The sequence below is a fragment of the Pseudooceanicola spongiae genome (assembly GCF_014899185.1).
Taxonomy (GTDB): Bacteria; Pseudomonadota; Alphaproteobacteria; order Rhodobacterales; family Rhodobacteraceae; genus Pseudooceanicola; species Pseudooceanicola spongiae.
On record NZ_CP045201.1, the window covers coordinates 3,249,679 to 3,274,916 of the forward strand.

Below are 25,238 nucleotides of genomic sequence, written 5' to 3' on the forward strand. Positions count from 1 at the left end.
CGAACGCATAATGCGCCTGAACGGAACGGAGCCGACGATGCAGACGATTGATATCTATACCTCTCCCACCTGCGGATTTTGCCACGCGGCCAAGCGGCTGCTGAACGAAAAGGGCGCAGGGTTCAACGAAATCAACGTGTTGGGTGAGCCTGTACTGAAAGAGGCAATGATCCAGCGCGCCAATGGTGGCTATACCGTGCCGCAGATCTTCATCGGCGAAACCCACGTGGGCGGCTGTGACGAGCTTTATGCGCTTGAGCGGGCGGGCAAACTGGACGCCCTACTGGCTGACGCATGAAGGCCGCGCTGCTCCAGATCACCTCGTCCGACGACCCTGCAGCCAACCTTGCGATGGTGCAGGGGATGGTGGCCGAGGCCGCCGCGAACGGCGCAGGCTTCGTGCTGACGCCCGAGGTGACGAACTGCGTCTCGTCGTCGCGCGCCCGTCAGACCGAGGTGCTGCAGATGCAGGACGACGACCAGACGCTGGCTGGGCTGCGTGCACAGGCGGCAGATCTGGGGATCTGGCTGCTGATCGGCTCGCTGGGGCTGAAGACCGGCGACGCCGATGGACGGTTTGCCAACCGGTCGTTCCTGATCAATCCTGAGGGTGAGATCGCGGCCTGGTACGACAAGATCCACATGTTCGATGTCGATGTCGACGCGACCGAAACCTACCGCGAATCCGACGGCTATCGCCCCGGCGACCGTGCGGTTGTGACTGACACGCCCTTCGGCAAGATCGGCATGACGATCTGCTATGACGTGCGATTTCCCTATTTGCACCGCACACTTGCGCAAGCGGGTGCCACGATCCTGACGGGACCAGCCGCCTTTTCGCCCGTCACCGGAGCCGCGCACTGGGAACCCCTGTTGCGTGCCCGGGCCATCGAGACTGGCTGCTACGTTCTGGCCCCCGCACAGACCGGCACCCACCCGCGCAGCACTGGCAAGGAGCGTCGCACCCACGGCCATGCGCTGGCCATCGCGCCCTGGGGCGAGGTGCTGCTGGACATGGGGACCGAGCCGGGCATCGGCTACGTCGAACTGGAGCCCGAAGCGGTGACTTCGGCGCGGGCGCGCGTGCCTGCCCTGCGCCACGACCGGGACTATTCGCTGATCCAATGAGTGAGCCAAAAAATTCGCTCGCCATCGCGCTGTTTTCAGAGGTTCTGGCGGCTGATCAGATGATCCGGAACCGTCTTGCGCGTGTGCTGCCCAAGGGGATGGAGCTGTCGCATTTCTCGGTGCTCAATCACCTCGGGCGCTCCAATGAGGAAAAGAGCCCGGCGCAGCTGGCGCAGACGTTTCACGTGACGCGCGGCGCGATGACCAACACGCTGTCCAAGCTGGAATGGGCCGGATACGTTCATATCCGGCCCGACTGGGATGATGCGCGGCGCAAGATGGTGGCGATCAGCCCTGCGGGTCGCATGGCGCTGGATACGGCTCTCTCGGCCATAGCGCCGATGATCTCCGGCGTGCTTGAGGATCTGGGCGAGGACAAGGTCCGTGCCGCCCTGCCGATCCTGCGAGAGCTGCGCAGCAAGCTGGAGTAACGCCGCGCCCTATTCGGGGCGCAGCGCGGCAGTGACGTAGTTCACGCTCAGATCCCGGTCCGAGATCCGCCACTGCCAGCTCACCGGGTTGAAGACATAGCCCTTGCGATCCACCGGGTTCAGCCCCGCATTGCGCATCAACTCGTAAAGCTCATCCGGAGTGATGAACTTGCGCCAGTCATGGGTGCCCTTCGGCAGCCAGCGCATGATCACCTCGGCCCCGAAGATGGCCATGGCATAGCTCTTGGGATTGCGGTTGATCGTGGAGCAGAGATGCAGCCCACCCGGTTTCAAAAGATCGTGACAGGCGGTCAGATAGGCCTGCGGATCAGCCACGTGCTCGACCACCTCCATGTTGAGGACGACGTCGAACTGTTCGCCCGCCGCGGCCATCGCTTCGGCGGTAGTGTGGCGATAATCGATCTCCAGACCCGACTGTTCGGCGTGCAACTGCGCCACGGGAATGTTGCGCGGCGCGGCATCGGCGCCGACGACCGTGGCGCCAAGACGCGCCATCGGTTCGCACAGCAACCCGCCGCCGCAGCCAATATCGAGCAGGCGCAACCCCTCAAAGGGGCGCTCTTTCTCAAGATCGCGGCCATATTCGGCGGCAATCTGGCGTGTCACAAAGTCCAGACGAACCGGGTTCATCATATGGAGCGGCTTGAATTTGCCCGCCGGGTCCCACCACTCTGCGGCCATCGCCTCGAACTTGGCGACTTCGCCGGGATCAATCGTGTTTATGTCGGTTTGCATTCCGCGCTCCTTGCGGTCATGGTGCCTCTTGCCCCTTACTATACGAGACATTGATGGATAGAAACTCGGGCCAAATGAGCGCAGGGCAAGTGTTGTACCCAGCCATAGATCCGTTCGATCAGCAGATGCTGGATGTCGGGCAGGGCCACAGCGTCTATGTCGAGCAATCTGGCAATCCTGACGGCCAGCCAGTCGTGGTGCTGCACGGCGGGCCCGGCGGCGGCTGCTCTCCGGCGATGCGCCGCTATTTCGACCCCGCTCATTATCGCGTGATCCTGTTCGACCAGCGCGGCTGCGGGCGTTCACGCCCCCACGCCAGCGTCACCGACAACACCACCTGGCACCTCGTCCGTGATATCGAGCTGATCCGTGAAACCCTCGGCATTGACGCGTGGACGGTCTTCGGTGGCAGCTGGGGCGCAACCCTGGCGCTGATTTACGCCGAGGCACACCCGGATCGCGTCAGCCACCTCGCCCTGCGTGGCGTGTTCATGATGACTCAGTCCGAGCTCGACTGGTTCTATGGCGGCGGCGCGGCTGCCTTCTGGCCCGACACCTGGTCCCGCTTCGCCGCGCTCATTCCCGAAGAGGAACGCGGCGACATGATCGGCGCCTATCACCGGCGTCTGTTCAGCGGCAATCAGGTGGAGGAAGTCAAATACGCCAAAGCCTGGTCGGCCTGGGAAAATGCCCTCGCCTCGATGGCCAGCACCGGCAACGGCGGAGAGCCTCCGGGTCAGTATGCCCGTGCCTTCGCGCGGCTGGAGAACCACTACTTCACCCACCTCGGCTGGCTTGAGGAAGGCCAGCTTCTCGCCAATGCCGATCGCATCGCACATATCCCCTGCTACATCGTTCAGGGCCGATACGACATGATTTGCCCGCCCCGCATGGCCTATGCTCTGGCCGCGAAACTGCCCCTTTCCGATCTGCGCATGATCGGCGATGCGGGGCACGCCCTGTCTGAACCGGGCATTTCTGCGGAACTGGTGCGCGTGATGGATCGCATTGCCATGGGCTGACCCGGCCCCCGTTTCCCTGTTTCCAAATATCCCCGCCGGAGGCTTGGCGCCGCGCAGTGGTGCCAATTTCCTTTCCCCCTTGCGATTCGTCAGACCCCGGCGTATATGGCGGTCATCAGCGGCGTGTCGGTGCCTCTCGGAACCAACGCTCCACCGGAAGCAATGACGGGCCGCGCGCCCGTTTTTTTATGCCCGGATGACCCATGACTGACCTGATCGCCAAGACAACCATCGACAACCGCCTGGCCGCGATCGTCACCCCTGTCATTGAGGACATGGGCTTCGAACTCGTCCGTATCCGCCTGATGGGCGGCGAGACCAAGACGCTGCAAATCATGGCCGAACGGCCCGGTGGCGGTATCGAAGTCGACGAATGCGCCAAGATCTCGACCGCCGTTTCCGCTATTCTCGATGTCGAGGACCCGGTGAGCGACAACTACAACCTTGAGGTCTCCAGCCCGGGCATCGACCGGCCACTGACGCGCCTGAAGGATTTCGACACCTTCGAGGGCTATGAAGCCCGGCTTGAGACCGACGAGATGGTCGCGGGGCGCAAACGCTTCAAAGGCGTGCTCGCAGGGATCGAGGGCACCGAGGTGCTGATCAATATCGAAGACCGCGGTGAGGAAATCACCGTCGGTCTGGAGTTTGACTGGCTGGTCGACGCCAAGTTGGTGCTGACCGACGAGTTGATCAAGGAAATGCTGAAGGCTCGCAAGGACGCGGGCGTTCTGAATGAAGACAGTTTTGACGAGATCGAGACCGATCCGGACTCCCAGGAGGACTGAGAACAATGGCCATCACCTCTGCAAACCAGCTTGAGCTGTTGCAAACCGCCGAAGCTGTTGCCCGCGAAAAGATGATCGACCCCGGTCTGGTCGTCGAAGCGATGGAAGAATCCCTCGCCCGTGCCGCGAAAAGCCGTTACGGCAGCGAAATGGACATCCGTGTCAAGATCGACCGGAAGACCGGCCGCGCCACCTTTACCCGTGTGCGCACCGTTGTCGGCGACGAAGAGCTTGAGAACTATCAGGCAGAGCTGACCGTCAAACAGGCCAAGCAATACATGGCCGATCCGCAAATCGGGCAGACCTACGTTGAGGAAGTCCCGCCCGTGGACATGGGCCGCATCGCGGCACAATCCGCGAAACAGGTCATCCTGCAGAAGATCCGCGAAGCTGAGCGCGATCGTCAGTACGAAGAATTCAAGGACCGCGCCGGCACGATCATCAACGGTCAGGTCAAACGCGAAGAATACGGCAACGTCATCGTCGACGTGGGTCGTGGCGAAGCCATCCTGCGCCGGAACGAAAAGATCGGCCGCGAAAGCTATCGCCCGAACGACCGGATCCGTTGCTACATCAAGGACGTGCGTCGCGAAGCGCGTGGCCCGCAGATCTTCCTCAGCCGGACAGATCCGCAGTTCATGGCCGAGCTGTTCAAGATGGAAGTGCCCGAAATCTACGATGGCATCATCGAGATCAAGGCCGTCGCCCGTGACCCGGGCTCGCGCGCCAAGATCGCAGTTATTTCCTTCGACAGCTCGATTGATCCGGTCGGCGCCTGCGTCGGTATGCGCGGCTCCCGTGTTCAGGCCGTCGTGAACGAGCTTCAGGGCGAAAAGATCGACATCATTCCGTGGTCCGAAGACATGCCGACGTTCCTCGTGAACGCGCTGCAACCGGCCGAAGTGACCAAGGTTGTTCTGGACGAGGAAGCCGAGCGTATCGAAGTCGTCGTCCCTGATGAGCAGCTTAGCCTCGCGATTGGCCGCCGTGGTCAGAACGTGCGTCTTGCCTCGCAGCTGACCGGCCTCGACATCGATATCATGACCGAAGCGGATGAATCCGCCCGCCGTCAGAAAGAATTCGAAGTCCGCACCAAGCTGTTCATGGACGCGCTGGACGTGGATGAGTTTTTTGCTCAGCTGCTGGTCTCGGAAGGCTTCACGAACCTCGAAGAGGTTGCCTATGTTGAAGTCGACGAACTGCTGGTGATCGACGGCGTCGATACCGACACCGCTTCGGAACTACAGGCCCGTGCCCGTGACAACCTGGAAGCCCAGGCAAAAGCGGCTCTGGATCACGCCCGTGAACTGGGTGCTGAGGACAGCCTTATTGAATTCGACGGCCTGACGCCCCAAATGGTGGAAGCACTGGCCGAAGATGGCGTGAAGACCCTTGAGGATTTCGCCACCTGCGCTGACTGGGAGCTGGCCGGTGGCTGGACGACCGTCAACGGTGAAAGGGTCAAGGATGAAGGTCTTCTCGAAAAATTCGAGATGTCCCTCGAAGAGGCGCAACACCTCGTGATGTCCGCTCGTGTCCTTCTGGGCTGGGTGGATCCGTCCGAGCTTGAGCCAGATGTTGAAGATGACGCCGCCGATGATGGCGACGCCGAGGAGACCGAGGCTTAAGGCCTCGGTTCGGGGGTGCCGAATATGACGCGTGGCGGCACAGAGAAGGACCATGCAGATGGTCCCGAACGGAAGTGCATCGTAACGGGAGAGGTCCAGCCGGTTGGCGGCCTCGTTCGTTTTGTTGTGAGTCCTGATGGCCTGCTTGTACCGGATGTGCTTGAAAAGCTGCCCGGTCGGGGCATCTGGATTACAGCGAATCGTGATGCGATCGATACGGCGGTGAAGAAAAAGCTTTTCGCACGCGCCGCTAAAACTCAGGTCACTCTGCCCGACGGGTTGGCTGATCTGGTCGAAGAACAGCTCTTGCGGCGGGTGACAGACCTGCTTGCGCTGGCTCGCAAGTCGGGTGATGCCGTGGCGGGATACGAAAAAGTAAAAGACTGGCTGTCCAAGGACGTGGCCGATGTTCTGATCCAATCCTCGGATGGATCAGAGCGCGGCAAGTCTAAGCTATCTACCCCTTACATGGGTAAATTTATTGGATGGCTGACCTCAAACGAGCTGGGCTTGGCCTTTGGCAGGGAAACTGTCATACACGCCGCCTTAGGAACTGGCGGTTTGAGTAAACGTGTTGTAGAGGAAGCCGCAAGGCTTAAGGGCCTGCGGGTCTGACGCAGAGGCGGGAGGGTCCCGCCTGAAAGGATTAAGAGCCATATGAGCGACAACGACGGTAAAAAGACTTTGGGTGTGCGTGGCGGCGGGTCCCGGCCAGGGAACGTGAAGCAGAGCTTCAGCCATGGGCGCACCAAAAACGTCGTGGTGGAAACCAAGCGCAAGCGCGTTGTCGTACCCAAACCGGGTGCAGGCAAAGCGGGCGGTGGTAACCCGTCCTTGGGTGATCCCTCCAAACGTCCCGCCGGCATCACTGATGCCGAGATGGAACGCCGGCTGAAGGCTGTTCAGGCCGCCAAGGCCCGTGAGGTGGATGAAGCCGCACAGCGTGAGCGTGATGAACGTGAGCGTGAAGAAGAACGTGCGCGCCGCCGCGAAGAAATGGAATTGAAAGAGCGCGAACAGCGTGAGGCCGAGGAAAAGGTCAAGGCGAAAGCCGCAGAGGAAGAGCGCAAGCGTTCCGAAGAGGAAGAGGCCGCCAAGCGCGCCGCTGCTCAGGCTGCTGCTGGTCCCGCGGAAGAAGCCCAGCCTGCGCGTAATGCTGGCGGCAAGACGACCGCTGCCCGCATCAACAAGCCCGCCGGTGGAACACCTGAACGCGCTGCTGACCGGGACGATCGTGCCGGCCGTGCGAAAGCGCGTGACGATGGTCGCCGCTCTGGCAAGCTGACGCTGAACCAGGCACTGACTGGTGGCGAAGGTGGACGTCAGAAATCCATGGCCGCGATGAAGCGCAAGCAAGAGCGTGCGCGTCAGAAAGCCATGGGCGGCAACGTCCAGCGTGAGAAAGTTGTGCGCGATGTTCAGGTGCCCGATGCCATCATGGTTTCGGAACTGGCAAACCGTATGGCCGAACGTGTGGCTGACGTGGTCAAATCGCTCATGAAAATGGGCATGATGGTCACGCAGAATCAGACGCTCGATCAAGATACTGCCGAACTGATCGTCGAAGAATTCGGCCACCGTATGGTCCGCGTCTCCGACTCTGACGTTGAGGATGTGATCCACCAGACCGAAGATGATCCGAAGGATCTGAAACCGCGTCCGCCGGTCATCACAATCATGGGTCACGTTGACCACGGCAAGACGTCTCTCTTGGATGCGATCCGCAAGACCAAGGTTGTGGCTGGCGAAGCTGGCGGCATCACGCAGCACATCGGGGCCTATCAGGTCACCACCGATAGTGGCGCGGTTCTGTCCTTCCTCGACACACCCGGTCACGCGGCTTTCACCTCGATGCGCTCTCGCGGTGCACATGTGACGGACATCGTGATCCTGGTTGTGGCAGCCGATGACTCGGTCATGCCGCAGACGATCGAAGCGATCAACCACGCGAAAGCGGCGAAAGTGCCGATGATCGTGGCGATCAACAAGGTCGACAAGCCTGCAGCGAATGCCGACAAGGTGCGCGCTGAGCTGCTTCAGCACGAGATCGTCGTCGAGAAGATGTCGGGCGATGTGCAGGACGTCGAAGTCTCTGCACTGACCGGTCAGGGCCTGGATGAACTGCTTGAATCCATCGCGATTCAGGCCGAGATCCTCGAACTGAAAGCCAACCCTGATCGCGCCGCCGAAGGTGCCGTGATCGAGGCGCAGCTTGATGTGGGTCGTGGTCCTGTTGCGACGGTTCTGATCCAGAATGGTACTCTGAAACAAGGCGATATCTTCGTCGTGGGCGAGCAGTACGGTAAGGTCCGTGCGCTGGTGAACGACAAAGGTGAGCGCGTTGCAGAAGCTGGCCCCTCTGTGCCTGTCGAGGTTCTTGGCCTCAACGGTACGCCCGAAGCCGGTGACGTTCTGAACGTCGTCGCGACTGAAGCGCAGGCTCGTGAGATCGCCGAGTATCGCTCCAACGTCTCGCGTGAGAAGCGCGCAGCGGTTGGTGCGGGTACGACGCTTGAACAGCTGATGGCGAAAGCCAAGGCGGACGAGAGCGTCAACGAGCTGCCGATTATCGTCAAAGCTGACGTTCAGGGCTCTGCCGAAGCGATCGTTCAGGCGATGGAGAAGATCGGCAATGACGAGGTGCGCGTTCGCGTTCTGCACTCCGGCGTTGGTGCCATCACCGAAAGCGATATCGGCCTGGCCGAAGCCTCCGGTGCTCCTGTCTTCGGCTTCAACGTGCGGGCCAATGCGCCTGCCCGTCAGTCGGCGAACCAGAAGGGTGTCGAGATCCGCTACTACAGCGTGATCTATGACCTCGTGGATGATGTCAAAGCAGCGGCCTCTGGCCTGCTGTCCGCAGAAATCCGCGAGCACTTCATCGGCTATGCGAAGATCAAAGAGGTCTTCAAGGTGTCGAACATTGGTAAGGTTGCCGGGTGTCTGGTAACCGAGGGCGTCGCGCGACGCTCCGCTGGTGTACGTCTGCTGCGTGACAACGTTGTGGTACATGAGGGCACGCTGAAAACACTGAAGCGCTTCAAGGACGAAGTGGCCGAGGTTCAGTCTGGTCAGGAATGCGGTATGGCGTTCGATAACTACGACGACATTCGCCCGAATGACGTGATCGAGATCTTTACCCGCGAAGAAGTGACGCGGACGCTCTGATCCGTTTCAAGCACTGAGAATAGCAAAAGGCCGCTCTTTATGAGCGGCCTTTTCGTTTGTGAGTGGCGCAGAGATAGCTGGAGACCGGCTGGCCAATAGTCAGCACGACAAACGAAAAGGGCAGCCTGTGGGCTGCCCTTTCGCCGTCAATTCGTTGTTCGTGTCAGGCCGCTGCGGTCTGCGAAACTGGTGTGCCAGCGAACAGTTTCTGGCCAACACGTACTTCGACTTTTCCGTTCGGGAGCGCACGAACGAACGTGCCTTGAACGGAAACACAGGTGCCCACGGTGATGGTCTTAAGCATTGTCAATCCTAACCCCCATAAAGTTGCTGTCCTATTTGTACCGCAGGGATTGTTAACAAATCATCTAAAAAATACTCACTCTTAACCAAATCATCACAAATTCTGCATAAATCGACGCCGCAATGCAGAAAGCTCGCTGCATGGCAGCAGCAGATGCGTAAAAAATAGCGTTTTGATTTCGGATTGTGCGCGCGAGTTTTAGGCAAGTGCCTAATATTTCTGATTTTTCCAAAATCCGGGAAAACCCGAGCATTTTCAACGCTTGATCTTCACAATAGTGATTCGGCTTCAGAGCCAGTCGCGCAAAATGGGGATCAGGGGAACATCGGCGGGCGGCATCGGGTACTTTGAGAAGTCAGAGACCCTGGCCCACGCAAGTTTCTGACCTTCCTTGCCCTCCGGCACGCCTTCCCATCGCCGACAGGCGAAGAGCGGCATAAGAAGATGGAAGTCATCGTAGGCGTGGCTCGCGAAGGTTAGGGGGGCCAGGCAGGACGACCACGTGTCGATGCCCAGCTCCTCCTTCAGTTCGCGGATCAGTGCGACCTCGGGGCTTTCCCCGGCCTCAACCTTGCCGCCTGGGAATTCCCACAGGCCGGCAAGGCTTTTGCCCTCAGGGCGCTGCGCCAGAAGCACCCGTCCGTCGACGTCGATCAGAGCGACCGCGGATACCAGAACAATCTTGGTCAAGAGCGATAGTCTGCGTTGATCGAGATGTAGCCGTGCGTCAGATCGCAGGTCCAGACAGTGCAGGTACCGCCACCAAGGCCGAGGTCGACCGAAATGCGGATCTCCTGCTGCTTCATGACAGCCGCGCCCTGATCTTCCTTGTAGTTGGGCGAGACCCAGCCATTTTCCGCCACGAGGATATCGTCAAAGCGGATGGTCAACAGGTCGCGATCGGCGAGGGCGCCACTTTTGCCGATCGCCATGACGACACGACCCCAGTTCGGGTCCTCGCCCGCGATGGCGGTCTTGATCAGCGGCGAATTGGCGATGGACATGGCATGGGTCTTGGCATCGGTATCAGAGGCGGCCCCGGAGACGTGGATCTCGACGAACTTCGTCGCCCCTTCGCCGTCTTTGACGACCTGATGCGCCAGATCCATCATGACGCCGCGCAGCGCGTCGAGGAACGCGGTACTGTCGGCTGTCACCTCTACACCCGAGGCGCCGGTTGCGCCCATCAGCAGCGTGTCTGAGGTCGAAGTATCGCTATCGACCGTGATGCAGTTGAAGGTCACATCCGTCAGCGCGCTCAGCATGTCCTGCAGGACGGAGCGTTCGACCTTTGCATCCGTGAAAATGTAGACCAGCATCGTCGCCATATCCGGCGCAATCATGCCAGAGCCCTTGGCAATGCCGGCGATCTTGACCGTACCGCCGGGCAAGCTGACCTCGGTGGTGGAGCCCTTGGCGAAGGTATCGGTCGTCATGATGGCCTGTGCGGCCTCTTCGATCTTGCCCTCGTCGAGAGCTGCGACAAGATCGCTGAGTTTGGCGGTGACGCGCTCATGAGGCAGGGGTTCGCCGATGACTCCGGTGGAGGAGGAGAACACGCGGCTCTCCTCGATCCCGAGGGCGGCAGCCGCGGCCGTGGTCACGGCGCGCGTCGCCTCGATGCCGTTCTTGCCGGTAAAGGCATTGGCATTGCCGGAGTTCACCACGATGGCGGCGCCGGAGGTGCTGTCCAGGCCGATCTTTTCCTGGCAATCGAGCACAGGAGCAGAGCGGGTGGCGGAACGGGTAAAGACCCCGGCCATAGTCGAGCCGGGGGCCAGAGCGGCGAGCATGACATCTTTGCGCCCCTTGTATCGCACGCCAGCCTCGACGGTGGCGAAACGGACACCGTCAATGACCGGAAGGGCCGGAAAAGAAGTCGGTGCGAGGGGAGACGTGGGATATTTGCCCGCCATTGGGGATCACTCCAGAAGACCAGTGTTGTCCAGAACCGAAGGATCGATGCCTTCGGATGCGCTTTTATTCACATCGGCTTTTGCGACGAGTTCGTCAATATAGGCGTTGGTGACCTGCTCTTGCAGTGTGTTGCGGATTTTGCCCTCAACATCAGCCAGTTCGGGGGCTTGCTTGCGGGTTTCGATCAGCTCGATCACGTGCCAGCCGAACTGAGTCTGTACGGGGGCACTGATCTGACCGGGCTCAAGCGTCTTCACGGCGTCCTCGAACTCTTTCACCATCATGCCGTCGCTGAACCAGCCAAGATCGCCACCATTCGGGCCGGAAGGGCCGGTCGAATTGTCGCGGGCAAGTTTGGCAAAATCTGTGCCGTCGTTGAACTGTTTGATCAGCTCTTTCGCTTCATCTTCGGTTTTCACCAGAATGTGCGCGGCGTGATATTCTTCTTTCGGCTCATAGCCGTCGCCGTATTCTTTGTTGTACTCGGCCTTCACCATCTCGTCGGTGACGGCAGTCTTGAGGTAGTCTGCCAGAGACACGGCCGCCATCATCGAACGGCGGGTATTGTCGAGCGACATCTGAACGCCCTCCGGCACGTCGCCGGTGAAGGCCTGTTCCAGCACCGTCTGGTTGATCAACTGGCTCAAAAGACCAGGAAACAGAAGGTTTGCAGGCATTTGCTGGTACTGTTCCGGCAGCGAGGCGCGCGCCGTGATCAGGTGACCAAGGGTGATATCGGTGCCGCCGACAGTAGCGACAACGGTATCGGCGGTAACTGGCTCGCTCGTCGCCTGATCGGCGGTTGCGGCGGGCTCGGTCGTGGTGGTTTCGGGGGCAGCTGCCGGTGCGGCAGTGTCCTGAGCAAATGATGCGATTGGCATCGAAACCGCCAGAACGGCGGCGCATGCGAGACGGTGCAACATGAGTTTTCCTTTGCATTGCCGCACTGGGGCGCGGCGTTGACACTTATGGACCTGCCCACTACATCGCCTTATGGCAAAGGGTCGAGCGGCCGGTTCGGGCCTTTTGTATGGGTCCTGATCGTAACGCACAAGCAGGGCCCGAAACACGATGGCGTCAGAGAGCGGAACATAGATCATGCTGGGTATCGGAACACTCGCCAAGAAGGTCTTCGGGACCCCGAACGAACGGCTCGTGAAGGCGACGCGCCCACTGGTCGCGAAGATCAACGCGCTGGAGGAGGAGTTCAAAGCCCTCTCAGATGCGCAACTTGTCGAAAAGACAAATGAATTCAAGGCACGCGTCGCAGGGGGCGAAAGCCTTGATGACCTGCTGCCGGAGGCCTTTGCGAACTGTCGTGAAGGCGCACGCCGGGCCATCGGCCTGCGCGCTTTTGACGTGCAGCTGCTGGGCGGCATCTTCATGCACCGCGGCAATATCGCCGAAATGAAGACGGGCGAGGGCAAGACCCTTGTCGCAACCTTCCCGGCCTACCTCAATGCCCTCAGCGGCAAGGGCGTGCATGTCGTCACGGTGAACGACTACCTCGCCAAGCGCGACGCGGAATGGATGAGCAACGTCTACGGTTTTCTCGGCCTGACCACAGGTGTGGTGCACCCCGGCCAGACGGATGCCGACAAGAAAGCCGCCTACGCCAGCGATATCACCTATGCGACCAACAACGAGTTGGGCTTCGATTACCTGCGCGACAACATGAAATCGGATCTGAATGATCTGTATCAGCGCGAACATAACTTCGCGATCGTGGATGAGGTCGACTCGATCCTGATAGATGAGGCGCGCACGCCGCTGATCATTTCCGGCCCCTCCCAGGATCGCAGCGACCTCTATGTCGCCATCGACAAGCTGATCCCCGAGCTGAACGAAGCCCACTATACCGTCGATGAAAAGCAACGCTCCGTCAGCTTTTCGGAAGATGGCAACGAACTTCTGGAACAATTGCTGCACCAGCATGGTCTGCTGGAAGAGGGTCAGACGCTCTATGATCCCGAAAGCACCACCATCGTGCACCACGTCAACCAAGGTCTTCGCGCACACAAGCTGTTCCTGAAGGACCAGCATTATATCGTGCGCAACGGCGACGTGGTTCTGGTGGACGAATTCACCGGCCGCATGATGTCCGGTCGTCGTCTCTCCGACGGTCTGCACCAGGCGATCGAGGCCAAGGAAGGCGTCGAGATCCAGCCGGAAAACGTCACACTGGCTCAGGTCACCTTCCAGAACTACTTCCGTCTTTACAACAAGCTGGCGGGTATGACCGGCACCGCGCTGACCGAAGCGGACGAATTCCACGAGATCTATGCGCTCGGTGTCGTCGAAGTGCCGACCAACCGACCCATCGCGCGGATCGACAATGACGATGCGATCTATCGCACCCAGCGTGAGAAATACGAAGCGATCATCGAAGAGATCAAGAAGTCTCACGAAAAGGGCCAGCCGGTTCTGGTCGGGACAACCTCGATCGAAAAGTCCGAATTGCTGTCCGAACTGCTGAAAGCGGCCAAGCTGCCGCATAACGTGCTGAACGCGCGCCATCACGAACAAGAGGCGCAGATCGTTGGGGATGCGGGCAAGCTGGGCGCGGTGACGATCGCGACCAACATGGCTGGCCGCGGCACCGACATCAAACTCGGCGGCAATGTCGAGATGAAGGTGATGGAGGCGCTGGCCGCCAATCCGCATTCCGACCCCGACCCCATCCGCCACCAGATCGAAGCCGAACACTCCGAAGCTGAAGAGCAGGTGAAAGCCGCCGGTGGTCTGTATGTGCTGGCCACGGAACGCCACGAAAGCCGCCGCATCGACAATCAGCTGCGGGGTCGTTCGGGCCGTCAGGGCGATCCGGGGCGCTCCAGCTTCTTCCTGTCGCTGGAAGATGACCTGATGCGCATTTTTGGCTCGGAACGGCTGGAGAAGGTGCTGTCCGGTCTGGGCATGAAGGAAGGCGAGGCGATCATTCACCCTTGGGTGAACAAATCGCTGGAACGCGCGCAGGCCAAGGTTGAGGGCCGCAACTTCGATATGCGCAAGAACGTGCTGAAGTTCGATGACGTGATGAATGACCAGCGTAAACTGGTCTTCAGCCAGCGCCGCGAGATCATGGAAGCCAAGGATGTCTCCGAGATCACGCAGGACATGCGCTATGAGGTGATCCAGGATCTGGTCGCCGAATTCATGCCGCCGAAAACCTACGCGGATCAGTGGAATACCGAAGGCCTCTATGTCGCCTGCATCGAAAAGCTGGGCATCGACGTGCCCGTCATCGACTGGGCCGACGAAGAGGGCGTGGATGACGAGTCGATCATCGAGCGTCTTGAGAAAGCCAGTGACGAATCGATGGCTGCAAAAGCCGCAGCCTTCGGTCCTGACAACATGCGCACCATCGAAAAGCAGGTCCTGCTGCAGACCATCGATGGCAAATGGCGCGATCACCTGCTGACGCTGGAGCATTTGCGTTCGGTCGTGGGCTTCCGTGGATATGCGCAACGTGACCCGCTGAACGAGTACAAGAACGAAGCCTTTGCGCTGTTCGAATCGATGCTGGATGGGTTGCGCGAAGACGTCACCGCGACGTTGGGCCGTGTCCGCCCGCTGACCGAAGAAGAACAGCAGCAGCAGATCCAGATGCTGCAACAGCGTATGGCGACCCAACAAGCCGCGGTGGATGATGCCTTCCACAAGGCCGAGGCCGCCGCTGCAGACGAGCCGATCAATGAGGCCGCGCTGCCTGGGTTTGACGAAAATGATCAGTCCACATGGGGCGAGCCGGGGCGCAATTCCCCCTGTCCCTGTGGTTCGGGCAAGAAGTTCAAACATTGCCACGGCGAGATCGTCTGATCTGATCATTGACCGGGGCCTCTCTGGCCCCGGTCAATGCGTGATCTGCCACGCTGACTTTCGCGCGCTGCCTCCGCCGGTGACACGTTCTCAGCTTGAAAATCCGACCTGATGTTCGGACACTTCGTGCATGCTGTCCCCGAGGTTTCCTGATGCGTTGTTTTCGTGCGGTCTGTTGCTGCGCACTTTTCCTTTTCTGCATTGTTGGCGGGGCTTTGGCGCAGGACGTGACGCTGAAGTCGCGCGATGGCCTGGTTGCACTCAGCGGCAACCTGCTGGGCTATGACGGCGAATTCTATCGCGTCGACAGTGACTATGGCGTGCTGATGCTGGATGGGTCCGGTGTGCTCTGCGAGGGCCCCGGGTGCCCCAATCTGGACGATTTCGTGGCCGAGCTGCGGATTTCGGGTGCGGCGACCATTGGCAATGTGCTGATGCCGGCGCTGGTGGAAGGCTTTGGACTGCGCTTCGGCTACAGTCTGCAGCGCGAAGAGGCCGCTTCCGATACCGTTGTCTATACGCTGACCGAGAACCCGCAGAACCGTGTCGCAGGCCGCTTTACCATTGTCAGCAGCAACACCGACGCCGGATTTGACGCTCTGCTGAACGAGGGCACGGACCTAGTGATGGCGCTGCGTGAAATCCGCCCCGACGAGTTGCGCGCTGCGGGTGCCGCAGGTCTGGGGGATCTGCGCCACAAGGGACGCTCGCGTGTTCTGGCGTTGGATGCCTTGGTGCCGATCGTGGCGCCGGGCAATCCGGTTCGCAGCATTGCCATTCCCGATCTGGCCCGTGTCCTGTCGGGCGAGGTCGACAACTGGACCCAGCTTGGCGGGCCAGATGCGCCAATCGCCGTGCATGTGCGCGCCACGACCTCCGGCCTCGGGCAGGCGGCTGAGGACAGCCTGCTGAGCCCCATTGGCGCGACCCTGTCGCCTCAGGCGGTGCAACACGACAGCGACGCCGCTTTGCTTGAGGCCGTGCTGGCGGATCCCTTCGCGATTGGTCTGTCCTCCTCCAGCGCGGTAGGGACTGCGGTCAGCCTGTCGCTGGGTGGGGCCTGTGGCGTGACGCTGCAGGCGACGCCACGCAATGCCAAAACCGAGGATTATCCGCTGACAGCGCCGGTATTCCTCTATCAACCGGCGCTGCGTTTGCCGAAACTGGCGCGCGAATTCCTCAGCTATACCCGCAGCGCACAGGCGCAGTACGTGATCCGCCGCGCCGGCTTCGTGGATCAGTTGCCCGAAGAAGTGCCAATCGACGCACAGGGGGACCGCTTTGCCAATGCCATCGCCCATGCCGGGTCCGCGGTGCCACTGGAAGAGTTGCAGCGCATGACTGCCAGGCTCTCCGGCATGAAGCGACTGACCACCTCGTTTCGGTTTCAGACGGGATCGGCGGATCTCGATGCGCAGTCTCAGTCCAATGTCGCGCTGATGGCGCGGGCGCTGGAGAGCGGCCAGTATGATGGTCGGGACGTGATCTTTATCGGCTTCTCGGATGGCGAAATCGGTGTTGAACAGAGTGGCGAAAGCGCTGCCGAGCGGGCCGAGACGGTGCGTCGGGCGGTTCTGGCTGCCGCGCAAACCATTGATCTGGATCGGATCGATCTGAAGACGGATGCCTTTGGCGAGGCGATGCCGATAGCCTGCGACGACAGCGCCTGGGGTCGGGACGTCAACCGCCGGGTCGAGGTCTGGGTGCGTTAAAGCGCGCTGCCTCCCATCGCCAGCGACAGCTCTGCGGCGATCCGTTTCACCGTCTCGCCGCATCGCGCGACCTTCTCGGCGCTCATCCGCGCGGCGAGGCCTGAGACGGAGATGGCGCAGGCCGGTTCACCCTCCGGCCCCCAGACCACAGCGGCCACGCAACGCAAGCCGATCACATATTCCTCATCGTCCACGGCAAAGCCTTGCTGGCGGATGCGGGCAATTTCGGCCAGTGCGGCTTCGGGAGTGGTGAGGCTCCGGGCCGTTGCTGCGCGAAACCCGTGCCGACGGATCAGGCGCGTAACCTCCTCATCCGGGCGGGTGGCTAAAATGGCCTTGCCCATGCCAGAACACAGCACAGGCACGCGTCCACCGGGGGGCGAAATGGCGCGCATGATCTCGCGGCTTTCGACCTGGCTGAGGGTGACCACCTCGCCATCCTCGATGACGCCGAGGTTGGCTGTTTCATGGGTGGCGTCGCGCAGGCGTCGCAGAAATGGCGTCGCGGGGGCCACCAGATTGCGCGACAGCACATAAGCCGCGCCAACCGTGTGGGCACGCCGCCCCACATGCCAATGGCCAGAGGCAGCATCGGGCTGCAGAAATCCCCGCTGTTCCAGCGTTGTCAGCAACCTGTGCGCGGTGGATGCGGCAAGGCCTGCGCGCCGCGCGACTTCGGACAGGCGCAGGCCGTCAGGCTCGGCGGCGATCAGCTCCAGCAGGGTCAGGGCACGGTCGACGGATTGCACGATGTGACTTTCACTCATCCCCGAACCTTTCCATTTTACCGGTTCACCTTTCCATATCGTGGAAAGCGGCGCAAATCTGATCGCGCTGCGGCGGATGACGGGTATGGTGGCACAAAGAGCTCAGGAGAGACCGATGACCCAATATGTGACCCGCGCGGGCCTGTCAGTTGCCGCAGAACTGGCCGATCTGGTCGAAACCCGGATGCTGGATGGACTGGAAATCGACGCAGAGACGCTGTGGCAGGGCTATGCCGCGCTGCTGGCCCGTCTTGTCCCCGAAAACCTGCGTCTGCTTGAGGTGCGCGAGACGCTGCAACGTCAGATCGATGACTGGCTGATCCGCCATAAGGATCAGCCTTGGGACGCCAACGCCTACAAGGCCTTCCTGACCGAGATCGGCTATATCGTACCCGAAGGCCCCGCCTTCGAGATCGGGACGACCAACGTCGATGCCGAGATTGCCACGATCCCCGGGCCGCAGCTGGTGGTGCCGGTGATGAACGCCCGCTTTGCGCTGAACGCCGCCAATGCCCGCTGGGGCTCGCTCTATGACGCGCTCTATGGCACCGATGCGCTGCCGGGCGCGCCGACAGGCAAGGGCTATGACGCCGCGCGTGGGCAACAGGCCGTCAGCTGGTCTGCCGAGTTCCTCGACCTTGCCGTGCCGCTGAAAAGCGCCAGCCACGCCTCTGTCACTGCCTATCGTCGTGAGGGCGAGACGCTTGTGGCCGAAGTCGATGGCAAGGCGCATGGTTTCAAGGACCCGTCGATCTTTGTCGGCTACATTGAGGAGGGCGACACCGCGACCTACATGCTGCGCCACAATGCGCTGCACATCGGGCTGGTGATCGACCCTTCGCATCCCGTCGGCAAGGACAGCCCGAGCGGTCTGCGCGATGTGCTGCTGGAGAGCGCCATCACCGCCATTCAGGACTGCGAAGACAGTGTCGCCGCCGTCGATGCCGCCGACAAGACCGCCGTCTACGCCAACTGGCTGGGACTGATGACCGGCGAACTGAGCGAGACTTTCTCCAAGGGTGGCAAGGAGATGACCCGCGCGTTGAACCCCGACATGGCGCTGACCTCGCCCAGCGGAGAGGCGATTTCGCTGCCCGGGCGTGCGCTGATGCTGGTGCGTAACGTCGGCCATCTGATGACCACTGATGCCGTCAAGTTCGAGGGTGAGGAAACCCCCGAGGGTATGCTTGACGCGCTTCTGACGGTGACGGCAGCGATGCACGACCTGAAGAAAACCGACGGTCTGCGCAACTCCCGCTGCGGCTCGGTCTACGTGGTGAAACCCAAGATGCACGGCCCGGAGGAGGTCGCCTTTGCCGATGCGCTCTATGCCGGGGTCGAGGATGTCCTTGGCCTGCCGCGCAACACGGTCAAGCTGGGCGTGATGGACGAAGAGCGCCGCACGTCGGTCAACCTGCGCGAATGTATCCGGGCAGTGAAGGACCGGCTGGTGTTCATCAACACTGGCTTCCTGGATCGCACGGGCGACGAGATCCACACCTCGATGCAGGCCGGAGCCTTTGTTCCCAAAGGGGAAATGAAGGATGCTGCCTGGCTGACGGCCTATGAAAACGGCAATGTCGATGCAGGTCTGGCGACCGGCATGCAAGGCAAGGGGCAGATCGGCAAGGGCATGTGGGCGAAACCCGATGTCATGTCCGAGATGCTGACAGCCAAGCTGGGCCACCCGATGAGCGGTGCGAATACCGCCTGGGTGCCATCGCCCACAGCCGCGACGCTGCACGCGACGCACTATCACCAGGTCGACGTTTTCGCCCGTCAGGACGAGCTGAAATCCCGTGAGCGCGCCAGCCTCGACAACCTTCTGCGCCCGCCTTTGCTGGGGGGCCGCAACCTGACCGAGGACGAGGTCAAAAGCGATCTGGAGAACAACTGCCAGGGGATCCTTGGCTATGTCGTGCGCTGGATTGATCAGGGTGTCGGCTGTTCCAAGGTGCCCGATATCCACGACGTGGGTCTGATGGAGGATCGCGCAACCCTCAGGATTTCCTCGCAATATCTCGCGAACTGGTTGCTGCATGGGCTGATCACCGAGGCTGAGGTCGAGGATGCCTTGCAGCGTATGGCCCTTAAGGTCGACGCACAGAACGCAGGGGATCCGGCCTATACGCCGATGGCGCCCGGCTTTGACGGTGTGGCCATGCAGGCCGCGCGGGACCTTATTTTCAAGGGCGTTTCGCAGCCCTCCGGTTATACGGAGCCGGTTCTGCATGCGCGCCGTCGTCAGGCCAAAGGAGAGACCGCATGATTTCCGTTCAACGACTGGATGCCCGCGACGCGCAGGTGATGATCGCTGGTGCCCGTGCGCGGGCTGAGGAGATCGGGGTGCCGATGTGCATCGCGATCACCGACGAGGGCGGCAACCTTGTCGCGTTTGAGCGCATGGACGGCGGCAAGGTAACCTCGATCACCATTGCCATCGACAAGAGCTTCACCGCTTCTGGCGCGAAGCGGGCGACGCATGAGTATGGCACGGCGAGCCAACCGGGCTCTCCTGCATATGGTATCTCCTCAGCGATTGGGGGGCGACTGATGGTGGTCGGCGGCGGTTTTCCTGTGATGGTCGGGACCGCCTGCGTGGGTGGCATCGGGGTCAGCTCCGGCACGGCGGATCAGGATATGCAGGTCGCTCAGGCGGGTGTTGAGGCCTTCTTGTCCACCTTATAATTGGCTCGGCCCGCCCCGAAGGGCGGGCCGGATCCGCTAGAGATAACCATCGGCGCGAAAGCTGAGTTCGCGGGATTTGCCGATGATGATATGGTCGTGCAGCGTGATGCCAAGCGCCTTCGCCGCGACCTCAATCTGCAGCGTCATCTCGATATCGGCGGGTGAGGGCGTCGGATCCCCTGAGGGATGATTATGCACTAAAATCAACGCACTGGCATTGACTTGGAGGGCGCGTTTGACGACCTCGCGCGGGTAGACCGGAACATGATCTACGGTGCCTTTGCCCTGTTCCTCGTCTTCAATCAGCACATTCTTGCGGTCGAGGTAGAGCACCCGAAACTGCTCTGTCTCGCGGTGCGACATGGTCATGTGGCAGTAGTCGAGCAGGGCATCCCATGAGGTGAGGACCTGTTTCTGCATGATCCGCGCGCGGGCGAGACGTTGCGCGGCGGCCTCGATCAGCTTCAGCTCGCAGATGACGGCCTCGCCAACCCCGCTGACGGCCAGCAGACGTTCCACCGGAGCGGTCAGGACGCCGTTGAAATCTCCGAATGTTTCGAGCAGGTTATGCGCCAGAGGCTTCATATCCTGACGCGCATTGGCACGAAACAGAACCAGCTCCAGCATCTCGTAATCGGGCAGGGCGGCCGCGCCGCCGGTCATGAAGCGGGTGCGCAAACGCTTGCGGTGATCGCGGATATAAGACGGCAAGCGGCCCGGCGGAAGCGGCGTCAGATCGACCTCTTCGGCGTCGAAGAGGGGCAGGGACGCTTCGTGAAAGGCGGGCGGCTGTGACATCGGTTCAGGATGGGTCAGAGCGGTTAGCAAGTGGTTAACGGCCCCCTGAAAGCGCCTGCGTTTGAGGAGCAAAAGGGCCAAATCGGGATGTCGGTATTGCGTCGGTATCTGAACGGTAACGGAACGGTGCAAATTTCCCGGTGCTGAGGGGGCAGGCGTTGACCTCGGAGCCTCGCCACCCGAGTGATTTTCCACTTCGGAAAAATCAGGAGATCAGGGGAATGCGCCGCAGGCGCTCCACCGGGTCACGGCATGCAAAAGGGCGACCCGGCGGGCCGCCCTTTGTGCTTTGTCTGAGGGGGTCGGCCGCGCCTAGCCCTTCATCGAATCCCAGAAGTTCTTCACCGAGCGGAAGAAGCCTTCGCTCTCGGGGTTGTTCTCTTCCGAGAGATCTTCGAACTCGCGCAGCAGTTCCTTTTGGCGGCCCGTCAGGTTGACCGGGGTCTCGACTGCCATCTCGATGAACATGTCGCCATGGCCACCACCGCGCAGGGCGGGCATGCCCTTGGAGCGCAGGCGCATCTGACGGCCAGACTGGCTGCCTTCGGGAATTTTCACGCGGCTGCGGCCACCGTCGATCGTGGGCACCTCGATATCGCCACTGAGGGCGGCTGTCGCCATCGAGACGGGCACGCGGCAGAACAGGTTGTTGCCCTCACGCTCGAAGATATCGTGCTTGGCCACCTCGATGAAGATATAGAGGTCGCCCGAGGGACCACCGCGCATGCCGGCTTCGCCTTCGCCACCCAGACGGATACGGGTGCCGGTTTCGACGCCTGCGGGAATGTTCACCGAGAGCGCACGGTCACGTTCAACACGGCCCTGGCCATGACAGACCGAGCAGGGATTCTTGATGATCTGGCCCATGCCGGAACAGGTCGGGCAGGTCCGCTCAACCGTAAAGAACCCTTGTTGCGCGCGCACCTTGCCCATGCCTGCGCAGGTCGGGCAGGTGGTGGGTTCGCCACCGCCTTCGGCACCGGAGCCTTCGCATTTGGTACAGGTGACGGCGGTCGGCACCTTGATCGACTTTTGCAGGCCCGAATAGGCCTCCTCCAGCGTGATTCGCATGTTGTAGCGCAGGTCGGCACCACGGGTCGCGCGTTGCCGCCCGCCGGGTTGCCGCCCGCCCATGAAATCGCCGAACAGGTCGTCGAACACATCCGAAAAGGCCGAGGCGAAATCGCCCTGACCCCCAGCACCGCCGCCACCGGGGCGCTGGCCCATGCCACCTTCAAAGGCGGCATGGCCGAAACGGTCATAGGCGGCCTTCTTCTCGGCGTCCTTCAGAACCTCATAGGCTTCGTTCACTTCCTTGAACTGATCTTCGGCCTTGGGGTTGTCGGAATTGCGGTCCGGGTGGAGCTCTTTTGCCTTGCTGCGATAGGCTTTCTTGATTTCATCAGCTGCGGCCCCCTTCTGGAGGCCGAGGACGTCGTAATAATCGCGTTTTGCCACTTCAGGTCATCCCTTCCTTGGAACGGAAAAAGGCCGGCCCGCCCGAGGGGAGGACCGGCCTTAGAGGTTCCTCAGCGTTGGTAAGACTTACCCACGCTTGTTGTCATCCAGGTCCTCGAAGTCGGCGTCGACGATACCGTCGTCGTTCGAGGAGCTGCGGCTGTCTGCGGCAGAGGGTTCGTCATCCGGTTCGGCAGATTGTGCCTTGTAGATGGCTTCGCCCAGCTTCATCGCCGCTTCGGTCACGTTCTGGATGCCAGAGCGGATCTTGTCGGGGTTCTTGCTTTCGATCTCGTCCTTGAGCGCGGCCATGGCCAGTTCGATCGCCTCGACGGTGGTCGGGTCGACCTTGTCGCCGTGTTCCTCGAGCGATTTCTCGGTCGAGTGGATGAGGCTTTCGGCCTGGTTGGTCGATTCGACCAGATCCTTGCGCGCCTTGTCGGCATCGGCGTTCTCTTCGGCGTCCTTCACCATCTTCTCGATGTCGGCGTCGGAGAGGCCACCGGAGGCCTGGATCGTGATCTTCTGCTCTTTGTTGGTGCCCTTGTCCTTGGCGCCGACGGAGACAATGCCGTTGGCGTCGATGTCGAAGGTCACCTCAATCTGGGGCATGCCGCGCGGTGCGGGGGGGATATCCTCAAGATTGAACTGGCCGAGCATCTTGTTGTCGGCCGCCATTTCCCGTTCGCCCTGGAAGACGCGAATGGTCACGGCGTTCTGGTGATCCTCGGCGGTCGAGAAGACCTGGGATTTCTTGGTCGGGATCGTCGTGTTGCGGTCGATCAGACGGGTGAAGACACCACCCAGCGTTTCGATGCCCAAGCTCAGCGGGGTCACGTCGAGCAGAACGACGTCTTTCACGTCACCTTGCAGAACGCCGGCCTGAATGGCGGCGCCGAGGGCGACGACTTCGTCCGGGTTCACACCCTTGTGCGGCTCTTTACCGAAGAACTTGGTCACTTCTTCGACCACTTTCGGCATCCGGGTCATACCGCCGACCAGAACGACTTCGTCGATGTCGGAGGTCGACAGACCGGCGTCTTTCAGAGCGGCGGCACAGGGCTTCATAGACGCCTTGATCAGGTCGCCGACCAGTTGTTCCAGTTTGGAACGGGTCAGTTTCATGACCATGTGCAGCGGTTGACCGTTCGAACCCATCGAGATGAAGGGCTGGTTGATTTCGGTCTGGCTGGAGCTGGACAGTTCGATCTTGGCTTTTTCAGCGGCTTCTTTCAGACGCTGCAGGGCCATCTTGTCCTGCGTCAGATCGACGTTGTGCTCCTTCTTGAACTCACCGGCGAGGTAGTTGACGATGCGCATGTCAAAGTCTTCACCCCCCAGGAACGTGTCGCCGTTGGTGGATTTGACTTCGAAAAGGCCGTCGTCGATTTCCAGGATCGTGACGTCGAAAGTACCGCCGCCGAGGTCATAGACCGCGATCGTCTGGGTTTCTTTCTTGTCGAGACCATAGGCCAGAGCAGCCGCTGTCGGTTCGTTGATGATCCGCAGCACTTCGAGGCCAGCAATCTTGCCGGCGTCTTTGGTGGCCTGACGCTGGGCGTCGTTGAAATAGGCAGGCACGGTGATGACGGCTTGCGTCACTTCTTCGCCGAGATAGCTCTCAGCGGTTTCTTTCATCTTGCCGAGGATGAAAGCGGAGATTTGCGAGGGAGAGTATTTCTCGCCCTTGGATTCGACCCACGCATCGCCGTTGCCACCGTTCACGACGTTGAACGGCAGGTTCTTCTTGTCCTTGGCCAGATCGGAATCGTCAAAGCGACGGCCGATCAGACGTTTGACACCGAAGATGGTGTTGGAGGCGTTGGTCACGGCCTGCCGCTTGGCGGACTGGCCGACGAGGCGTTCTTCGTCGGTGAATGCGACGATGGACGGTGTGGTGCGTGCACCTTCGGAATTCTCGATCACCTTGGGTTGCGAACCATCCATGATGGCCACGCAGCTGTTCGTGGTGCCGAGGTCGATACCGATCACTTTGGACATGTTTTCGATCCCTTCTACTTAAGGCGATTTTTCGGGGCGCTGACCCGTTCCGGCATCTGCGTCCCGATCCGGTTGCAGCAGCCAGAAAGACTGTCTGGCGAGCTTCTGGGCGTATATAAGGAGGGGGTCTGGGGCCTGCAAGCCGCTCACGGGGGGGTGAGCAGCAAAAAAGCAGCCTTTTTTACCTGCCGGGGTCGGGTGAGGGCCTTTGAAAGGTCAAGGACACAAGGCTCTGGCACGACGGGAGGCGTGATCATGCCACTGAACATTCGGGGTGTGGAAATCTATCCACAGCAGCTGGACCGGCCTGCTCAGGAGGCGCTGGTCGAGGAATTGCGCGCCGTTCAGGCCGTCGCGCCGCTGTTTTCGCCGCGCACGCGGGGCGGTCAGATGTCGGTACGAATGACCTCGGCGGGGAAATACGGCTGGTATTCGGACGGGCGCGGCTATCGCTATGAAAGCACGCATCCGGGGGGCGGCGACTGGCCTGCGATCCCGGCCAGCGTGCTGGCGCTGTGGCATGAGCTGACGGGGCTGGACCGTGCGCCCGATTGCTGTCTGGTGAATTACTATGGCGACACCGCCCGCATGGGGCTGCATCAGGACCGTGACGAGGCCGACTTCAGCTGGCCGGTGATGTCGGTGTCGCTGGGTGATGACGGGCTGTTTCGCATCGGCAACGAGACGCGGGGTGGCAAGACCGAATCGATCTGGCTGGCTTCGGGGGATGTGGCGCTGCTGACGGGACCGTCGCGGCTGGTGCATCACGGGATCGACCGGATCCGGCCGGGATCCTCGACGCTGCTGGCGAAGGGCGGGCGCATCAACCTGACCTGCCGGGTGGTGGACTGAGGCG

21 protein-coding genes are annotated in these 25,238 nt (G+C 61.1%); 13 read left to right on the forward strand and 8 right to left on the reverse strand.

The genetic code is table 11. From position 1 onward, the window contains the following. Positions 1–37 precede the first annotated feature (37 nt). Genes grxC through F3W81_RS15320 form a run of 3 tightly spaced genes read left to right on the forward strand, consistent with a single transcriptional unit; the run spans position 38 to position 1,559 of the window. On the forward strand, positions 38–298 hold the full coding sequence (gene grxC, locus F3W81_RS15310) for a glutaredoxin 3 (protein WP_193079992.1): 261 nt from the start codon (positions 38–40) through the stop codon (positions 296–298). After that, positions 295–1,128, forward strand: a complete 834-nt coding sequence (locus F3W81_RS15315) for a carbon-nitrogen hydrolase family protein (RefSeq protein ID WP_193079993.1) — start codon at positions 295–297, stop codon at positions 1,126–1,128. Before grxC ends, F3W81_RS15315 begins: the two co-directional genes overlap by 4 nt. After that, positions 1,125–1,559 (forward strand): MarR family winged helix-turn-helix transcriptional regulator, encoded by a 435-nt coding sequence (locus F3W81_RS15320; RefSeq protein ID WP_193079995.1) that lies wholly within the window; start codon positions 1,125–1,127, stop codon positions 1,557–1,559. Before F3W81_RS15315 ends, F3W81_RS15320 begins: the two co-directional genes overlap by 4 nt. Positions 1,560–1,568: 9 nt before the next feature. Here the strand turns inward: F3W81_RS15320 and ubiG are convergent, their stop codons facing one another. Beyond that, entirely contained in the window at positions 1,569–2,315 is a 747-nt protein-coding gene (gene ubiG, locus F3W81_RS15325) for a bifunctional 2-polyprenyl-6-hydroxyphenol methylase/3-demethylubiquinol 3-O-methyltransferase UbiG (RefSeq protein WP_193079997.1), read from the reverse strand. A 53-nt stretch (positions 2,316–2,368) separates the two neighbouring features. Here ubiG and pip point away from each other — a divergent pair, with 53 nt between their 5' ends. The 5 genes from pip to infB all read left to right on the forward strand — a co-directional run bounded on the left by pip (position 2,369) and on the right by infB (position 8,918). Next, positions 2,369–3,337, forward strand: coding sequence for a prolyl aminopeptidase (gene pip, locus F3W81_RS15330; protein WP_193079999.1), 969 nt, complete (start codon positions 2,369–2,371; stop codon positions 3,335–3,337). A gap of 203 nt (positions 3,338–3,540) precedes the next feature. Continuing rightward, on the forward strand, positions 3,541–4,125 hold the full coding sequence (gene rimP / locus F3W81_RS15335; RefSeq protein WP_193080000.1) for a ribosome maturation factor RimP: 585 nt from the start codon (positions 3,541–3,543) through the stop codon (positions 4,123–4,125). A gap of 5 nt (positions 4,126–4,130) precedes the next feature. Next, on the forward strand, positions 4,131–5,753 hold the full coding sequence (gene nusA / locus F3W81_RS15340; protein ID WP_193080002.1) for a transcription termination factor NusA: 1,623 nt from the start codon (positions 4,131–4,133) through the stop codon (positions 5,751–5,753). Between the two features lie 24 nt (positions 5,754–5,777). Beyond that, complete coding sequence (locus F3W81_RS15345) at positions 5,778–6,368, forward strand: RNA-binding protein (RefSeq protein WP_193080004.1); 591 nt, start codon at positions 5,778–5,780, stop codon at positions 6,366–6,368. A 42-nt stretch (positions 6,369–6,410) separates the two neighbouring features. Then, positions 6,411–8,918 carry a translation initiation factor IF-2 gene (infB, locus tag F3W81_RS15350; protein ID WP_193080005.1) on the forward strand — a complete coding sequence of 836 codons (2,508 nt, stop codon included), beginning with the start codon at positions 6,411–6,413 and terminating at the stop codon, positions 8,916–8,918. Positions 8,919–9,510: 592 nt separating this feature from the next. On the opposite strand, the gene F3W81_RS15355 is transcribed toward infB, so the two are convergent. From F3W81_RS15355 to F3W81_RS15365, 3 genes are read right to left on the reverse strand one after another with little or no spacing between them, the layout of a single operon-like run. Beyond that, positions 9,511–9,912 (reverse strand): (deoxy)nucleoside triphosphate pyrophosphohydrolase, encoded by a 402-nt coding sequence (locus tag F3W81_RS15355; protein WP_193080007.1) that lies wholly within the window; start codon positions 9,910–9,912, stop codon positions 9,511–9,513. Next, a complete protein-coding gene (argJ, locus tag F3W81_RS15360) occupies positions 9,909–11,138 on the reverse strand; it encodes a bifunctional glutamate N-acetyltransferase/amino-acid acetyltransferase ArgJ (RefSeq protein ID WP_193080009.1) in 1,230 nt (409 codons plus the stop codon). Before argJ ends, F3W81_RS15355 begins: the two co-directional genes overlap by 4 nt. Positions 11,139–11,144: 6 nt before the next feature. Then, positions 11,145–12,239, reverse strand: coding sequence for a peptidylprolyl isomerase (locus F3W81_RS15365; RefSeq protein WP_226941707.1), 1,095 nt, complete (start codon positions 12,237–12,239; stop codon positions 11,145–11,147). Here F3W81_RS15365 and secA point away from each other — a divergent pair. Then, positions 12,238–14,958 carry a preprotein translocase subunit SecA gene (secA, locus tag F3W81_RS15370; protein ID WP_193080011.1) on the forward strand — a complete coding sequence of 907 codons (2,721 nt, stop codon included), beginning with the start codon at positions 12,238–12,240 and terminating at the stop codon, positions 14,956–14,958. The genes F3W81_RS15365 and secA overlap by 2 nt on opposite strands. Positions 14,959–15,110: 152 nt before the next feature. Continuing rightward, on the forward strand, positions 15,111–16,670 hold the full coding sequence (locus F3W81_RS15375) for a phosphate ABC transporter substrate-binding/OmpA family protein (RefSeq protein WP_193080013.1): 1,560 nt from the start codon (positions 15,111–15,113) through the stop codon (positions 16,668–16,670). On the opposite strand, the gene F3W81_RS15380 is transcribed toward F3W81_RS15375, so the two are convergent. After that, entirely contained in the window at positions 16,667–17,437 is a 771-nt protein-coding gene (locus tag F3W81_RS15380) for an IclR family transcriptional regulator (RefSeq protein WP_193080015.1), read from the reverse strand. The two genes, F3W81_RS15375 and F3W81_RS15380, sit on opposite strands and share 4 nt — an antisense overlap. A gap of 115 nt (positions 17,438–17,552) precedes the next feature. On the opposite strand from F3W81_RS15380, the gene F3W81_RS15385 reads away from it, so the two are divergent. Together F3W81_RS15385 and F3W81_RS15390 are read left to right on the forward strand one after the other, a co-directional pair. Next, positions 17,553–19,706, forward strand: a complete 2,154-nt coding sequence (locus tag F3W81_RS15385; RefSeq protein ID WP_193080016.1) for a malate synthase G — start codon at positions 17,553–17,555, stop codon at positions 19,704–19,706. Further along, positions 19,703–20,125 (forward strand): GlcG/HbpS family heme-binding protein, encoded by a 423-nt coding sequence (locus F3W81_RS15390; RefSeq protein ID WP_193080018.1) that lies wholly within the window; start codon positions 19,703–19,705, stop codon positions 20,123–20,125. Before F3W81_RS15385 ends, F3W81_RS15390 begins: the two co-directional genes overlap by 4 nt. 36 nt (positions 20,126–20,161) lie before the next feature. Here the strand turns inward: F3W81_RS15390 and radC are convergent, their stop codons facing one another. The 3 genes from radC to dnaK form a co-directional block, all read right to left on the reverse strand. After that, the gene (gene radC / locus F3W81_RS15395; protein ID WP_193080020.1) at positions 20,162–20,923 is read right to left on the reverse strand and encodes a RadC family protein; all 762 of its coding nucleotides are present in this window, start codon (positions 20,921–20,923) and stop codon (positions 20,162–20,164) included. Positions 20,924–21,235: 312 nt separating this feature from the next. Then, on the reverse strand, positions 21,236–22,381 hold the full coding sequence (dnaJ, locus tag F3W81_RS15400; RefSeq protein ID WP_193080022.1) for a molecular chaperone DnaJ: 1,146 nt from the start codon (positions 22,379–22,381) through the stop codon (positions 21,236–21,238). 87 nt (positions 22,382–22,468) lie between these two features. Further along, a complete protein-coding gene (gene dnaK / locus F3W81_RS15405; protein ID WP_193080023.1) occupies positions 22,469–24,382 on the reverse strand; it encodes a molecular chaperone DnaK in 1,914 nt (637 codons plus the stop codon). Between the two features lie 255 nt (positions 24,383–24,637). Here dnaK and F3W81_RS15410 point away from each other — a divergent pair, with 255 nt between their 5' ends. After that, positions 24,638–25,234, forward strand: coding sequence for an alpha-ketoglutarate-dependent dioxygenase AlkB family protein (locus F3W81_RS15410; protein ID WP_193080024.1), 597 nt, complete (start codon positions 24,638–24,640; stop codon positions 25,232–25,234). Positions 25,235–25,238: the final 4 nt, after the last annotated feature.